Raw genomic sequence first — 17518 nt, 5'->3', positions numbered from 1 at the left:
AGGAAGTGAGTATATATGGGGAATAAATTAGAACATGAAAAAATACCAAAACTTTTAACATCTTTAGCAATACCAGCTATTTGCGCACAGGTGGTAACTTTGCTTTATAACATGATAGATAGAATGTATATAGGAAGAATGGATAATGGAATAATGGCTATTGCTGGAATAGGTGTATGTGTACCAATTATATCTATAATTACTGCATTTACAGGGTTATTTGGGAGAGGGGGAGCACCATTAGCAGCTATAAAGATGGGAGAAAATAATACAGATGAGGCAGATAATATAATATCTAATAGTTTTATGGCATTAATTATTTCATCAGTAATAATAACAATATTAATTTTATTATTTAACAAAGAAATATTAATACTTTTTGGAGCTAGTCAAAATAGTTTACCTTATGCCTTAGAGTATATGGAAATATATGCTTTAGGAACAGCTTTTGTTCAATTAACAGTTGGTATGAACTTTTATATAAATACTCAGGGATTTGCTAAGTTTGGAATGATGACAATAATAATTGGTGGAATATTAAATATAATATTAGACCCAATTTTCATCTTTGGATTCAATATGGGAACTAAAGGAGCAGCATTAGCTACAGTAATATCTCAATTTGTATCATTTTTATGGGTATTAAGCTTTTTGTTTGGTAAGAGAACATTACTTAGAATACGTAGAAAATACTTAATGTTTAACAGAAATATAATGAAGCAAATAGTTACTTTAGGTTCAGCTCCATTTTTTATGAGCTCAACAGAAGGGCTTTTGATAATATGTTTTAACAGTCAGTTATTAAAATATGGAGGAGATATAGCAGTTAGTTCAATGACAATAATGATATCTATGTTCCAATTTATATTATTGCCTATAGAAGGTATAGCACAAGGTTCTCAGCCGATTATAAGCTTTAACTATGGAGCTAAGAATTATGATAGGGTTAGAAAAACAATAAAATTAGCTATTGTAGTATGTTTAATATATTCGTTCTTAGGAACGATGTTAATGGAATTATTTCCAAAGATGTTTATATCAATATTTACTAATGATGAGATATTGCTAAATCAAGCTGCGAGTATGCTTAGAATATATATTTTTGGTTGTATGATAATGGGTGCAAACTCAACATTCCAGCAAACGTATAATTCGCTAGGTGAAGGCAAGAGATCATTTTTCTTTGCATTTTATAGAAAAATAATATTATTAATACCTTTAATTTATGTTTTACCTATGTTGTTACCAAATAAGCTTATGGCAGTTGTACTTGCAGAGCCAATTTCAGATTTATTAACAACAGTAACTAATGGGATGTATTTTAGAAGGTTTATTAAAGTAAAACTGCCTACTTCAAGCAAAAGTAATGATAAAGCATATGGTGAGTTAATAGTGGATAATGCAAATTAAGAACTAAGAGATTAAAAAGTAAGAGAGTTAGATTAAAGGTAGTGATTTATGGAGATACATAGTTAGCTTTAGTTTAATAGTTGAATTTTTATATATGATTACTACAGAAAGGTATTATTTTCAAAAAATGAAAATGTATATAATGAAACAATAATTTCAAAAAATGAAAATAGTTACTGGATAATTAATTCTATAATAAGTGTAAAGAAAAGGTTTTAACGACAAGTTGAAAATATTTTTTAAAAAGGGAATGGGAGGAAAATTAATTATGGAAAAAAGACCAATAAAGATAGTTACAATAGGTGGAGGAAGTAGTTACACTCCAGAATTAATGGAAGGATTTATAAATAGATATCACGAACTACCAATAAGAGAATTTTGGTTAGTAGACGTTGAAGCTGGAAGAGAAAAGTTAGAAATAGTTGGAGCGATGGCTCAACGTATGTGGGATGCTTCAGGACATGATGTAAAAGTACATTTGACATTAGATAGAAGAGAAGCTTTAAAGGATGCCGATTTTGTTACTACTCAATTTAGAGTTGGTCTTTTAGATGCAAGAATAAAGGATGAAAGAATTCCATTTAGTCATGGTATGTTAGGACAAGAAACAAATGGTGCTGGAGGAATGTTTAAAGCTTTTAGAACTATTCCAGTGATATTAGATATAGTGGAAGACATGAAAGAATTATGTCCAAACGCATGGTTAATAAACTTTACTAACCCATCAGGAATGGTTACTGAAGCTGTTATTAAGCATGGTGGATGGAAGAAATGTATAGGTCTTTGTAATGTACCAGTAGGTGCAATGATGGGAGAACCTAAGTTAATAGATAAAAAAGAAGATGAGTTAATATTCCAATTTGCTGGATTAAATCACTTCCATTGGCATAAAGTGTCTGATAAACAAGGAAATGATGTAACTGCTGAAATAATTAAGAATATGTATGATAGAAAAGAGGATGATGGAACTCCTGCTAATATTCATAATATTAAATTCTTAAGAGAACAATTAGAACAAATGAATATTATTCCTTGTGGATATCATAGATATTACTACTTACAAGATGAGATGTTAGAACATGGACTTGAAGAGTTTAATGGAGAAGGTACAAGAGGAGAGCAAGTTAAGAAAACTGAAGCTGAATTATTTGAACTATATAAAGATCCAAACCTTAACTATAAGCCAGAGCAATTAACAAAGAGAGGTGGAACACACTATAGTGATGCAGCTTGTGAATGTATAAATGCTATTTATAATGATAAGAAAATACCTATGGTAGTAAGTACACAAAATAATGGTGCAATTCCTGATTTAGCACCAGACAGCATAGTTGAAGTTACTTCATATATTACTGCTGCAGGAGCTATGCCAGTTGCTTGGGGTAAATTAAATTCAGCAGAAAAAGGATGGATTCAAGTTATGAAGGCTATGGAAGAATGTGTTATAGAAGCTGCTATAAACGGTGATTACGGACTAGCTTTACAAGCATTCTTACTAAATCCACAAGTTAAAGGCGGAGCAATTGCTAAAACAGTTCTAGATGAAATGCTAGTAGCTCATGCTAAATATTTGCCACAATTTGCAGAAAAGATTGCTGAGTTAAAAGAACAAGGTATTAGAAGCAACGACCCTGTTGTTATGGAAATAATGGAAAGAGAAAACAAAGTTGTGGAACTTGTTTAGTTAATAGAAATAGATAAAATATAAATTATAATAAATTAAAGCATTTATTTTATAAAGTAATAGTATCAGGATGTAAGTGTATTTTGATTAACTAAAAATACTTATTGCATTTCTGATATATAAAAAGAAGATTTTAAGGCTATTTATCCTTAAAATCTTCTTTTATTATATCGACTGTAGAATATCTACCTGATTCTATATAATGAGAAGCTTTAATACGTGAATTTAAGTTTTGGTCATAATTTAAAGAAAAAATACAGGAATATATTACATTTAAAACATACTCAATAGAAGTACTTGTAGTAAATGTAGCTATTTTTGAGTATAGTTTTTCTCGAGTACATATTCTAAGAACGCAGTCAGCATCTTCAGATAATGAATTACCACCTATACTTGTAATAGCTATAATAGGTATATTTTTATGCTTTAGGGCACTGACAACATTTTTTAAAGAAGGTGTTTCACCAGAATAAGAAATAATCATGGCACAGGAGGATTTTTCTGCAAGATAAGCAGCAAAGGTCTGTTCTCCTTGTAATGTACACATTTCTACTCTTTTACCTATTCTAGACATATTATGCTTAAATTCTTGGCTTATCAATGCATTATTACTAACAGCAAATAAGTTTATATAGCTTGAATTTGTTATTATTTTAATAGCTTTTTCTAAATCTTTATAGGTGATTAAGGAAAGTGTATCCTGTATAGCTTCCTTTTGTAAATTTGCTATTTTATTTGCAATCGAAAGAATACTATCATTTTTATTAAAAGGAATATTGGCATCTATAGAATCAAAGTGGCTATTTAAATATTCTAATTCTTTTAAATAACTTTCTTTAAGTTCATTCCAACCAGAAAAACCAAGTTTTTGAGCTATTCGCACTAGAGTAGAAGCAGAAGTAAAGGTTTCTTTTGCTATTTCTTTAGTGGTTTTATCTTTAATAGACTCCTTAGCTTTAAGTATATAATCTATTAATGTTTTTTCAGAAGCTGAAAAATCACATTGTTCAAGTCTTTCGATAATTAACATAATTATGCTCCTTATAAAATTAGATATTTTAATCCAGTGTATTAATTAAGTCTAATATATAAACTAATAAAATAAAAGATATAAGTAACATATTTTATAATATGATACTATACCCTAATTCACGATATTTAGTATTATGAAAAGATATTTAGTGCTTGAATATTATTGGAAATATGTAAATAAATAATTGGTATTAGATAAATTTAAAAATGATGTTTGAAGATTTTTAAGGATTTATTGAAAAAATTTCGAACGATATTTCAATAATAATCAGAATTATTGATAGTATGTAGATATTTTATATAATGAAACTACAAGAGGCGATAAAATATTTCTAAGGTTTTATTTAGAGATGTTTTTATAGATTTGGAGGAGAGTATATGTCATTAGGTAAAGATTTTTTATGGGGTGGAGCTTTAGCTGCACATCAATTTGAAGGTGGAGTATTAAATACATCTAAAGGTTTATCAGTAGCTGATGTTATGACAGCAGGAGCTCATGGAGTACCAAGAGTAATTACTGATGGTGTAGTTGAAGGAAATTACTATCCTAATCATGTTGGAATAGATTTTTATGGAAGATATAAAGAGGATATAGCATTATTTGCAGAGCTTGGATTTAAATGTTTTAGAACTTCTATAGCTTGGACTCGTATATTTCCATTAGGGATTGAAAATGAGCCAAATGAAGAAGGATTAAAGTTCTATGATAATGTTTTCGATGAATTATTAAAGTACGGTATAGAACCAGTTATTACATTAAGTCATTTTGAAATGCCATATCATATTGCTAAGGAATATGGCGGATTTATGAGTCGTGAAACAATTGACTTATTTGTTAAATTTGCAAAGGTTTGTTTTGAAAGATATAAAGATAAAGTTAAGTATTGGATGACTTTTAATGAGATAAATAACCAAATGAACTATAAAAATGATATATTTGGATGGACTAACTCAGGAGCACATTTTGGAAATTATGAAAACCCAGAAGAAGCAATGTATATATGTGGACATCATACATTAGTAGCAAGTGCCTTAGCTGTAAAAGTTGGACATGAAATTAACCCTGAATTTAAAATAGGAAATATGATAGCTATGGTTCCAATATATCCATTTAGCTGCAGACCAGCTGATATGGTTTTAGCTCAGCAAGCTATGCATGATAGATTTTTCTTCTGTGATGTACAAGTAAGAGGACATTATCCAGCTTATGCATTAAAGATGTTTGAAAGAAAAGGATTCAATGTAGAGATAACTGAAGATGATAAGAAGGCATTAAAAGAAGGAACTGTTGATTATATTGGTTTTAGTTATTATATGAGTAATACTGTTGATTCAACTGCTCATAGAGATACTTCTACTATTACAGATGGTTCAAGAGAGCACTCTGTAGATAATCCATTTATAAAAGTATCTGATTGGGGATGGGCAATTGATCCAGAAGGATTACGTTATGCTTTAAATATGTTCTATGAAAGATATGAGTTACCATTATTTATAGTTGAAAATGGATTTGGAGCTATTGATGTGAAGGAAGAAGATGGTTCATGTCATGATCAATATAGAATAGATTATTTAAAAGCTCATATTGAGCAAATGAAAATTGCAGTAGAAGAAGATGGTGTAGATTTAATGGGATATACTCCATGGGGATGTATTGACTGTGTATCATTTACTACAGGAGAAATGAAGAAACGTTACGGATTTATATACGTAGATAGAGATAATGAAGGCAAAGGGACTTTAGAAAGAAGTAAAAAGGACTCGTTTGATTGGTTTAAAAAGGTTATAGCTTCTAATGGAGATGATTTAGAATAATATTCTTTTAAGAGGTATTTACATAGGTACAGGTTTATTAGAAATAATAGATTCTATATATAATGTACCTTAGTAAATACCGTATATTATATAAATTTTTAAAGGAAATATTTTGGTTAAAATATAACTAAAACTAGTTAAAAAAGTATTGACAAGCTGTAAGAAAAAATATTACAATGTAAACGAATTAAAAGTTTATAAGTCAATATGTGATTGTTACTGGTTCGATCAGGCGAGACCTTAGTTAATGAGTAGAGAATTAGTCTTTCTCTATTGATTAGTTGAGGTCTTTTTTTAATTTTACAATAATATATATGTTATTTAATGGAAGTTGGATTGAAATATAAGCTTAAAACATGATAATATTATATATAACAGAAGAGTAAGTTAATGGTAATTTAAATTCGGCAAGTAAGATGGAGAGGATTAGCATGATAATAAAGAAAATATTTAATAACAACGCTGTAGTAGCTAAGGATTCGGCTAACCGCGAAGTTGTTGCTATGGGATGTGGAATTGCATTTAAAATGAGTGTTGGTGAGATTTTAGACCAATCTAAAGTAGAAAAGACATTTATATTAAAAGAAAAGGAAGCATCTGAAAGATTTAAGCTTTTACTAGAGGATGTTGAACCAGATGTAGTATCACTTTGCTATGATATTATTGAATATGCTAAAAATATATTAAATGGATCACTAAATGATTATATATATGTTACATTAACAGACCATATATATAATGTTTTAAAACTTCAAAAGGAAGGTTTCAATAGACCTAACGTAATAATATGGGAGATTAAAAAGTTTTATCCTAAGGAGTATGCTGTTGGACAAAAAGCTCTTGAATTTATAAAAGATGAACTAGAAGTTGAACTACCTGAAGATGAAGCAGGGAATATTGCTCTTCATCTAATAAATGCACAAGTTAATAAAAATAGTGACAAGGTTCAGGATGTTGCAAAACAGGCTAAGATGGTTCAAGATATATTAAACATAGTAAGATATACGTATAATATAAGCCTTGATGAGAAGTCATTAAGCTATGAAAGATTTGTAACCCACTTGAGATTTTTCTTTCAAAGGTTAAATCGAAAAGATAAGATTGAACCTAAAAATGATGATTTTTTATTAAAACAAGTTAAGATGAAATATGAAGATGCATATAACTGTATGCTTAAGATTGAAAAATACTTGAATGTAGAATTAGATGATGAAGAAAAATTATATTTAACGCTGCATGTACAAAGAATTACTAGCAAATAGTTTTTTAGTTAGAGTAACTAAAGAAAGTTTAAAACAAGCTCCTTATAGAGTTTTATAGGAGTTTGTTTTAAATAAAAGATAAACTGTAAAATAAAAATATTTTATAAAAGTATTGACAAGCTTTACAGAATCATATAAAATAAAGGTAAGTTAAATGTTCACAGATGAATATGTGATTGTTACTGGTTCGACCAGGCGAGACCTTAATTAATGAGAATAGATTTGTATTTGATCTATTTTGATTAATTGAGGTTTTTTTATATTTAAATGTAAGTTTAACTAAAGTAAAACAAGTTAAGATAAAATAAAGAAAATTTAATACGGATTGTTACTGGTAAAGCAGGCGAGACCAAATTTAGTAGAATAGTTAGATTTTATATCAATTTATTCTATTTATTTGGTCTTGCCTTTTTATATACAAAATCAAGTTAAGTAAGAGATAGTATAGCAATAATTATGTTATCGTTTACTAGACTTAGGGAAATTTAATAAATAAATTAATGAAAATCAAATAAAAAAATAATTTTGAAAAGGGGATGTAAATAATGAAGTATGAAAAGTTAGCTAAAGATATTATCGAAAATGTTGGCGGTAAGGGTAACATTAACAGTCTAACACATTGTGTTACAAGATTAAGATTCAAATTAAAGGATGAAAATAAAGCAAATACAGATGTATTAAAATCTATGGATGGTGTTGTTACAGTAGTTAAAAGTGGTGGACAATATCAAGTGGTTATAGGTAATCATGTACCAGACGTTTATGCAGATGTAGTAAAGGTAGCAGGACTTGCAACAGAAAGTTCTGAAGAATCAGAAGAAAAGATGAAGCCTTTCGATAGGTTTATAGATATAATTTCAGGTGTTTTTCAACCGGTACTTGGGGTATTATGTGCTACAGGTATGATTAAAGGATTAAATGCCATATTAATTGCAACAGGATTATTAGCAGAAACAGATTCTACTTATATAATACTAAATTCAATAGGTGATTGTTTATTTAACTTTTTCCCAATATTCTTAGGATTTACAGCAGCTAAGAAGTTTAAGTTAAATCAATTTACTGGTATGGCAATTGGTGCTGCGATGGTTTATCCATCAATTACAGCTCTTGCAGGTACAACTGTAACCTTCCTTGGAATTCCAGTAGTAATGCCATCAAGTAGCTATCAATCAACAGTTATTCCAATAATATTAGCCATATTCCTTGCATCAAAAGTAGAAAAGTTATTTAAGAAAATTGTTCCAGATGTTATTAAAACTTTTATAGTACCATTCCTTACTTTATTATTAGTAGTTCCAGTAACATTTATGGTAATTGGGCCAGTAGCTACAATAGCTTCAAATTGGTTAGGTGATATAACTTTAGCAGTTTATAACTTTAGTCCAGTATTAGCAGGTTTATTTATTGGTGGATTCTGGCAAGTATTCGTTATGTTCGGTTTACATTGGGGATTAGTACCTCTTGCAATGAATAACTTAGCAGTTTTAGGATACGATCCAATATTAGCAGCTTCAATTGCAGTTTGCTTTGCACAAACAGGTGTAGTTATGGCAATAGCGGCAAAAACTAAAAATAAAAAATTAAAATCATTATGTATTCCATCAATTATTTCAGGATTCTTTGGTGTTACAGAGCCAGCTATTTACGGTATTACATTACCAAGAAAGAAACCATTTATACTAAGCTGTATTGGTGGTGCGGTAACAGGTGGAATATTAGGTATATTTGGTTCAAAAATTTTCATGGTTGGTGGAATGGGGATATTTGCAATTCCAACATTTATAGGACCATCAGGTATAGATAAATCATTCTTAGGTATTATTGTAGCTAGTATAGCAGGTTTAATTGTAGGATTTCTATTAATGTACTTTACAAAATTAAGCCCAGAAGATATGACAGATGGTAAAGTTGAAAAGGTAGAAAATAAGGATAATAAAGATGCATTAGTTAAACAAGAAGTTATAGTTAGTCCGATTAAAGGAGATGTTTTACCTTTAAGCGAAGTTAAAGATGAAGTATTTTCACAAGGGTTATTAGGAAAAGGTGTTGCTATAGAACCAAAAGAAGGTAAAGTTGTTGCTCCAGTAGATGGTACATTAACAACATTATTCCCAACACATCATGCATTAGGTATTACAAGTGATAAGGGAGCAGAAATTTTAATACATGTTGGTATGGATACAGTTCAGTTAGAAGGAAAATGCTTTACTCCTAAAGTAAAACAAGGAGAAAGAGTTAAAGCAGGACAAGTTTTATTAGAGTTTGATATAAAGGGAATAAAAGAAGCAGGATACCCTGTAACTACACCGGTAATAGTTTCTAACTCTGATAATTACTTAGATATAATAGGAACAGATAAGAAAGATATAAATAGAGAAGAAGACTTATTAACAGTTATGATTTAATGGATAAATAAAGTAAATTTATAATAGTTTAGAGGTCTAAGAAAAAATTCTTAGACCTTTAAAAATGATAGTTTTATATAAAAGTAATAGATGGAGGATTTTAAAATGTATAGATTTCCAGAAGGTTTTTTATGGGGTGGAGCTACTGCTGCAAACCAATTTGAAGGTGCATATAATGAAGATGGTAAAGGATTATCAATCCAGGATTTACTGCCAAAGGGTATAACAGGACCAATGACAGAAGAGCCAACAGAAGATAATATGAAACTTATAGGGATAGATTTTTATCATAGATATAAGGAAGATATAAAATTATTTGCTGAAATGGGATTTAAGACATTTAGAATGTCAATAGCGTGGTCAAGAATATTCCCTAATGGTGATGATTTAGAGCCAAATGAAAAAGGATTAGAATTCTATGACAATGTATTTGATGAATTAGCTAAGTACGGAATAGAGCCACTTGTTACTTTATCTCATTATGAAACACCATTACACCTTGCAAGAGAGTATAATGGATGGACAGATAGAAGGCTTATAGGATTCTTTGAAAGATATGTAAGAACAGTATTTACAAGATATAAGGATAAAGTAAAATATTGGTTAACGTTTAATGAAATTAACTCAGCATTACATTTCCCAATCATGAGTGCTGGAATTTTAACACCAAAAGAGGAATTAAGTAAGCAAGACCTTTACCAAGCAATGCATCATGAACTTGTTGCAAGTGCATTAGCTGTTAAAATAGGTCATGAAATAAATCCAGAATTTAAAATTGGATGTATGATTCTTGGAATACCAAATTATCCATTAACTCCAAATCCAAGCGACATAATAAAAGCAATGCAAGAAGATAGAGGAACATTATTCTTTGGAGATATCCATGCTAGAGGAGAATATCCAAGATATATGAATAGATACTTCAAAGAAAATAATATAGAAATTAAATTTGAAGAAGGAGATGCAGAAATACTTAAGAATACAGTAGACTTTATTTCATTCAGCTACTACATGAGTTCATGTGCTACTGCAGATCCAGAGTTAAACAAAAAGGGTGCAGGAAACTTAATAGCAGGTGTACCAAATCAATACCTAGAAGCTTCAGATTGGGGATGGCAAATTGATCCTCAAGGGTTAAGATATATATTAAACTACTACTATGATAGATATCAAAAACCATTATTCATCGTTGAAAATGGGCTTGGAGCTAAGGATGAATTAATCACTGATGAAAATGGAAATAAGACAGTTAATGATGATTACAGAATTCAATATTTAAATGATCACTTAGTTCAAGTAGCTGAAGCTATTGAAGATGGTGTTGAACTTATGGGATATACTACTTGGGGATGTATTGATTTAGTATCTGCATCAACAGCTGAATTAAGAAAGAGATATGGTTTCATATACGTTGATAGAAATGATGATGGAACTGGTACATTAGAAAGATATAAAAAGAAAAGCTTTGATTGGTATAAAGAAGTTATTGCAACTAACGGTGGAAGCTTAAAATAGTTAAGAGTTAATAATTAGAATTTGAAGAAAAACTGCCAGCTTGGCAGTTTTTTATTTTTTAGAAGACTATATTTTTATAATGATTAAACTAGTATAATAAACATGTTAAATTATTGAGTTATTATAGGAGAAAATAGATGGATTTTGTAGCTATAGATTTTGAAACAGCTAATGAGAAAAGAAATAGTCCTTGTTCTATAGGGATTGTTATTGTTAAAGGTGGACAGGTAGTAGAAAAAATACACTATCTTATTAAACCAAAAGAAATGAGATTTATGCCAATAAATATAGGGATTCATGGGATAAGGCCAGCTATGGTAAAAGATGAGCCTGAGTTTAATGAGATATGGGATAAAATTAAGCATTATTTTAATGAAGACAATTTAATAATCGCACATAATGCATCTTTTGATGTGTCGGTATTAAGAAATACATTAGAACTTTATAATATAGAAGCACCAAAATTTAATTATATATGCACTATGAAGCTTGCAAGAAACTTTTATAAACAACTAGATAATGCAAAACTTAATACAGTAAATAAGTTTTTAGGATATGAGTTTAATCACCATGATGCTTTAGCTGATGCTCTTGCTTGTAGTAATATACTACTTAATATATCAGAGGAGTTAGAGACAAAAGATATAATGGAAATATCAAAGTTCATAGGAGTTACTTTAGGTACAGTAAATAAAGATGGATATACACCATCATTTACAAAGGGAAGAGTGCTTAGAACATCAGGTAAAATATTTTCTAGAGAAATAAAAAATGATAACTACAATTTTGATGCTTTCAAGGATGAAGTAATTGTGTTTACTGGAGGACTTGGATCAATGAGTAGAGAAGAAGCAAGTAGATTAGTTAGAAAGCTTGGGGGCTCTATTGGTAGTTCAGTAACTAAAAAAACAACAATATTAATAACTAATACTAAAGATATAGAAAGTCTGCAGAGAGAAGAAATGAGTATCAAGCTTAGAAAAGCAGTTGATTTAAGGGCTAAAGGACAAAATATAATAATTATGAATGAAGATGAGTTTTTACTTAAATGTAAATAATTATATTGCTCTTCGGTTAATATATTTAAAGTTTTTAGATAATAAATATTTATTATTGCTCCTCATTTTAACTTAAAAGTAATTGTGTTTTTTGTAAAATGAGGAGTTTTTTTATCGAAATAAATGATAAAAAAATGTCAAAATAGAATTTAAAAAAATAGTTATATAAAAAAATAAACCACTATAAATATAAAAAGAAAAAGTTTACTAAAATAATAACTGAAAAATATAGAGTTAAAAATATAACAAAAAATATTGACTTAATAGTAAATGGCAAATATAATTAAATAGAAATATAAGTAAATACAACTATATTTAAGCAAAAATGTATTATATTTTAGGGGGAGAAAAAATGAAAGCAAAAAAAATTTTAAGCTTATGTTTAGCAGCTGCTGTAATTATAGGAATGGTTGGTTGTCAAAGTAAAGGAAACGATGAAACTGCTCAAAGCGGAAATGATACTCAAACTGAAACTCCAGCAGAAACACCAGCTGAGAAAGTAACTTTAAAAATTGGTCAAGCTAACTTTGCTGCACATGGTACAAAAGCTTTTGCTGTTGTAACTACTGTAGTTAGTGGTGATGAAATAGTTTCAGCATATATTGATGAATTCCAATACATGAGCGCTGATACTTCAACAGGTGTTCCAAATAGTGAAGGAATGGCTGATAATGTAATTGAAGGTAAGGTATTAGGTTCTAAGAGAGAAAATAATGAAACATATTCAAAGAATATGGCAGAAAAAGCAGGTTCAACTGTAGAAATTGCTACAAACTTTGATGTTATACAAGACTTTGTAAAAGGTAAGAAAATATCTGAATTAGAAGAGCTAGTAGGAAAGAGCGCAGAAGAAGTTGTAGATGCTGTAACAGGTGCAACTTTAGCTGATACTACAGGATATATTCAAGCTGTTTTAGAAGCTGCAAAACAAGCAGATTCAACTACAGGAGTAGAATTTGATGGTAATGTTGAAGATTTAACTTTAGCACAAACTTATTCTGCTGCTCACGGAACAAAGAGCTTTACTATAACTTCTGTATTAGTTAATGGTGATGAAGTAGTTTTAGCATATATTGATGAGTTACAATATATGGCTGCTGATACTACTACAGGAGTAGCAAACAGTGATGCTGATTTAGCTGAAAACTATGCTGAAGGAAAAGTGTTAGGTTCAAAACGTGCTAATGCAGAAAGCTATTCAAAGAATATGGCAGAAAAAGCAGGTTCAACTGTTGCTATAGATGCTAATTTTGATGCTATTCAAGAATTCGTTGAAGGAAAGAAAATATCTGAATTAGAAGAAGTAACTGGAAAGACTGCAGAAGAAGTTATTGATGCTGTAAGTGGATGTACTTTAGCTGATACAACAGGATATATTACTGCTGTAATCGAAGCTGCAAAAGCTGCAAAATAGTATAGAGTAAATGTAAAGAGTAATTTCTAAATGGTAAAAACCATAAAGAAATTACTCTTCTTTTTTTATAAATAATATAATTTTTGTGCATATGTAAAATAACTTCTATAAGGAAATTAAGATAATATATAATATGTAGAATGTGAGATTTATTGTGTAATTAAATGTGTAAAAGTATAATTTATTTATTGAGGTGCTTTAAATATGAATAAAAATAAACAAAATTATTTTACTACCGGTGAGTTTGCAAAGCTTGTAGGTGTTACTAAGCATACGTTATTTTATTATGATAAGATAGGAATATTTTCTCCAGAAATAAAACTAGATAATGATTATAGATATTATTCTGTTTTTCAAATCGAAGTATTTTATGTTATATCTACTTTAAAAGAACTTGATATGTCGTTAAAAGATATAAAATCATATTTGGATAAAAGAAGTCCAAAGGAACTTATTTCTCTTCTTGAAAAGGAGAAGAATATAATAGATGAAAAAATTAATTCTTTGATTAAAATGAAGAAAGTAATAGAGGGAAAGCTTTCTATAACAAAAGATATCTTTAATATAGATACAAATAAAATTTCTATTGAAAGATGTGAAGAAGAATTATTAGTTTTAACGGAATGTTGTAATGTAACAAATGAAAAGAGTCTTGCAAAGGCGATAGCTAATCATGTTAAATATTGTGATAAAAATGAAATATATAGTCCACATAGTATGGGAGAAATGATACATTTAGAAAATATAAAAAAAGGTATGTATGAAAATTATGATTATTTCTATACACGAATTTATGAAGGAAATGAAAATATAAAGCTATATAAGAAAGAAGCAGGATTATATTTAATTGCATATCATAATAAAGGTTTTTATACCATAGATCAAAGCTATGAGAGAATACTTAAATTCGTTAAGGATAACAATTTAGAGCTTGAAGGTTATTTTTATGAAGATGTACTTTTAGATGAATTGTCGGTTTCGGGATATGATGAATATTTAATTAAGATATCAATAAAAGTAAAGATATAAAAACAACTAAATTTCTATATAGTCATATCCTATAAATTAAAGATAAAAATAAGTTGACTATAGTGTTACACTATACCTTATTATCTTTTATGGAGGAGTGGTTGTATGGATTTAACATTAGGAAAAGAGTCAATAGGAAAATTGTTTGTTAAGTATTCAATTCCTTCAGTAATTGCGATGATAGTGTTTTCACTTTATATAGTGATAGATGGGATATTTGTAGGTAATGTAGTTGGAGCTGCTGGACTTTCGGCAGTAAATTTAGCTATGCCTTTCTTTGGAGTTGCAATGGCACTTGGAACTATGGTCGCAATAGGTGGAGGAACTATAACAAGTATAGATTTAGGAAGAGGAGATAAAGAAGAAGCAAGAAGGAGTTTTAGTTTAGCATTTTATATACTTACAGCTATAACTTTAGCTTTATCTGTGTTTACTTTGGCATTTACACCTACTATTGCTAGAATATTAGGTTCAAGTGAGGAGCTTATGCCATTAGTTATTGAGTATTTAAGAGCTCTATGCTTATTTCTAGCAACGTTTGTAGGGAGTTCTTATTTAAGTGCAAACTTAAGGGTAATGGGAAAGCCAAATCATGCTATGGTAGCAGATATAATTGGAGCGGCTCTTAATATAGTATTAGATTATATATTTATAGTGAAATTTGGATGGGGATTAGCAGGTGCCGGAGTTGCATCAGGACTTGCTTTTACAATAGGATTTATATTTTCTTTAGTTCAATATTTAAGGAAAGATTCAATACTTAAGTTTGTTAAAACTAGCTTTGATATAAAGAAGGTAATAAAGATATTTTATAACGGTTCTTCCGAGGGAATAACTCAGTTTGCTGTAGCTTTTTCAAATTATATTTTTAATATTGTGTTAATGATAAAAATAGGAGAAATGGGAGTTTCAGCTTTCTCGATAATACTTTATATATCTTCATTAGTAACAGCTGTATTTTCAGGTATATGTAATGGGATAAGTCCTATTATAAGTTTTAACCATGGTGCTAAAAACAAAGACCGTATACAAAAATTAATGAAGATTTCAGTTATAACTATTTCTATAATAGGTGTATTAAGTACTATACTTATGGCATTTGGAGGAGAAACACTTATTGCTATGTTTACAGAAGGTGATGATTCTTTAGTTAGCTTAACGGTAGAAGCAACTAGAGTTTACTCTATAGCGTTTATAGTAAATGGATTAAATATTTTATCGTCAGCATATTTTACTGCTATAGAAGATGCAAAAACTTCTGCTATTATATCAGCTTTAAGAGGCGCTATATTAATAGTAATATTTATAGTATTACTTCCTATGATTTTTGGAGATGTTGGAATATGGCTAACAGTACCTTTTAGTGAGGTATTTACAGTAGTTGTAGCATTTAGGTATATAAGAAAATCAAATAGAAAATTAACTTTAATGTATGAGAGTTAATAAAATATAGTAAGTAGATTAGATAATGCAATTATTTTAATAAAAGATAATTGCATTATTTTTTATTGAGTAAATTTAGGAAAATTTATAAAAGTATTGACTTATAGTTAAGTATAACCCTTATAATGGAATTAAAATAGAAAAATTAGATATCATGATGTTGTTTAAGCAAGGAATATAAATACGTATTTAATTAAATATGAGTAAAAACTTAGACAAAGCAAAATAATAAGTTTAGTGAATATTACAGGAGGAATAAAAATGGATAATTTTAGATTTGGCGCTCCAACAGAGATGCTATTTGGGAAAGGACAAATATCTAATCTACCGGAAGTTTTAAAAAGATATGGTAGAAATGTATTACTTGCTTATGGTGGAGGAAGCATAAAGAAGAATGGTATATATGATAAGGTTCAAGAATTATTAAAGGATTTTAACATAGTTGAATTAAGTGGTATCGAACCAAATCCAAGAATTGAAACTGTAAGAAGAGGTATAGACCTTTGTAGAGAAAATAATATAGATGTTATTTTAGCTGTAGGGGGAGGTAGCACTATAGATTGTTCAAAGGTAGTAGCTGCTGGATATTACTATGAAGGAGATACTTGGGACATAGTTCTTGATTCATCAAAGATAACAAATGCACTACCTATAGTAACAGTTTTAACATTAGCAGCAACTGGTTCAGAAATGAATAAGGGAGCAGTTATTTCAAAGATGGATACTAATGAGAAATTAGGAACAGGTGCAATCTGTATGGCTCCTAAAACTTCAATATTAGACCCAGAATATTTATATACTTTACCTGCAATTCAAACAGCAGCAGGTACAGCAGATATTATGTCTCATGTATTTGAAAATTATTTTAAGAAGACTAAAGATGCTTATGTTCAAGATAAGATGTCAGAAGGATTACTAGAGACTTGCATAAAATATTGTCCTATTGCTTTAAAAGACCCAACAAATTACGAAGCTAGAGCAAACTTAATGTGGGCTAGTTCTATGGCATTAAATGGACTTACTGGAAGCGGGAAAGTTGGAGCATGGAGTTGTCATCCAATGGAGCATGAATTAAGTGCTCATTATGATATAACTCACGGTGTAGGACTTGCAATATTAACACCAAGTTGGATGAGATATATATTAAATGATGAAACTGTTGATAAGTTTGTAGATTATGCAATAAATGTATGGCATTTACCTTACAATGAAGATAAATTTGCTCTTGCTAATGAAGCAATAGATGCAACAGAAAATTTCTTTAAGGAATGTGGTATTCCAATGACTTTAAGAGAAGTTGGAATTGATGATTCAAAATTTAAAGAAATGGCTGCTGCAGCAGTTAAGCATGGAAATTTACAATATGCTTATGTACCTTTAGACCAAGAAGATGTTTATAAGATTTTTGGTATGTGTTTATAATAATTAAGAATTGGATAATAGACATA

The 17518-nt window shown here is 29.3% G+C and carries 12 protein-coding genes; 11 read left to right on the top strand and 1 reads right to left on the bottom strand.

Features of this window, described 5'->3' with window-relative positions; all coding sequences use genetic code 11:
• Nucleotides 1-15 precede the first annotated feature (15 nt).
• Together ARA56_RS03040 and ARA56_RS03035 are read left to right on the top strand one after the other, a co-directional pair.
• Complete coding sequence (locus tag ARA56_RS03040; protein WP_055263820.1) at nt 16-1410, top strand: MATE family efflux transporter; 1395 nt, start codon at nt 16-18, stop codon at nt 1408-1410.
• Between the two features lie 268 nt (nt 1411-1678).
• Nucleotides 1679-3094, top strand: a complete 1416-nt coding sequence (locus tag ARA56_RS03035; RefSeq protein ID WP_055263818.1) for a 6-phospho-beta-glucosidase — start codon at nt 1679-1681, stop codon at nt 3092-3094.
• A gap of 139 nt (nt 3095-3233) precedes the next feature.
• On the opposite strand, the gene ARA56_RS03030 is transcribed toward ARA56_RS03035, so the two are convergent.
• Nucleotides 3234-4124 carry a MurR/RpiR family transcriptional regulator gene (locus tag ARA56_RS03030; RefSeq protein WP_055263816.1) on the bottom strand — a complete coding sequence of 297 codons (891 nt, stop codon included), beginning with the start codon at nt 4122-4124 and terminating at the stop codon, nt 3234-3236.
• A 380-nt stretch (nt 4125-4504) separates the two neighbouring features.
• Here ARA56_RS03030 and ARA56_RS03025 point away from each other — a divergent pair, with 380 nt between their 5' ends.
• The 9 genes from ARA56_RS03025 (at nt 4505) to ARA56_RS02985 (ending at nt 17492) form a co-directional block, all read left to right on the top strand.
• A complete protein-coding gene (locus ARA56_RS03025; protein WP_055263814.1) occupies nt 4505-5941 on the top strand; it encodes a 6-phospho-beta-glucosidase in 1437 nt (478 codons plus the stop codon).
• Nucleotides 5942-6372: 431 nt separating this feature from the next.
• Entirely contained in the window at nt 6373-7203 is an 831-nt protein-coding gene (gene licT, locus ARA56_RS03020) for a BglG family transcription antiterminator LicT (RefSeq protein ID WP_055263812.1), read from the top strand.
• 545 nt (nt 7204-7748) lie between these two features.
• Nucleotides 7749-9611 (top strand): beta-glucoside-specific PTS transporter subunit IIABC, encoded by a 1863-nt coding sequence (locus ARA56_RS03015; RefSeq protein WP_055263810.1) that lies wholly within the window; start codon nt 7749-7751, stop codon nt 9609-9611.
• A gap of 105 nt (nt 9612-9716) precedes the next feature.
• Nucleotides 9717-11126: a glycoside hydrolase family 1 protein gene (locus tag ARA56_RS03010; RefSeq protein ID WP_055263808.1), complete on the top strand. Its 1410-nt coding sequence runs from the start codon at nt 9717-9719 to the stop codon at nt 11124-11126.
• A 137-nt stretch (nt 11127-11263) separates the two neighbouring features.
• A complete protein-coding gene (locus tag ARA56_RS03005) occupies nt 11264-12184 on the top strand; it encodes an exonuclease domain-containing protein (RefSeq protein ID WP_055263806.1) in 921 nt (306 codons plus the stop codon).
• Between the two features lie 352 nt (nt 12185-12536).
• On the top strand, nt 12537-13598 hold the full coding sequence (locus tag ARA56_RS03000) for a hypothetical protein (protein WP_055263804.1): 1062 nt from the start codon (nt 12537-12539) through the stop codon (nt 13596-13598).
• A 204-nt stretch (nt 13599-13802) separates the two neighbouring features.
• Nucleotides 13803-14627, top strand: coding sequence for a MerR family transcriptional regulator (locus ARA56_RS02995; protein ID WP_055263802.1), 825 nt, complete (start codon nt 13803-13805; stop codon nt 14625-14627).
• Between the two features lie 105 nt (nt 14628-14732).
• Nucleotides 14733-16070 (top strand): MATE family efflux transporter, encoded by a 1338-nt coding sequence (locus tag ARA56_RS02990; protein WP_055263801.1) that lies wholly within the window; start codon nt 14733-14735, stop codon nt 16068-16070.
• A 261-nt stretch (nt 16071-16331) separates the two neighbouring features.
• Nucleotides 16332-17492 (top strand): iron-containing alcohol dehydrogenase, encoded by a 1161-nt coding sequence (locus ARA56_RS02985; protein WP_055263799.1) that lies wholly within the window; start codon nt 16332-16334, stop codon nt 17490-17492.
• The last annotated feature ends 26 nt before the right edge of the window (nt 17493-17518 follow it).

Source organism: Clostridium disporicum (assembly GCF_001405015.1).
GTDB lineage: Bacteria > Bacillota > Clostridia > Clostridiales > Clostridiaceae > Clostridium > Clostridium disporicum_B.
This window is presented reverse-complemented; position numbering and strand designations above follow the sequence as displayed.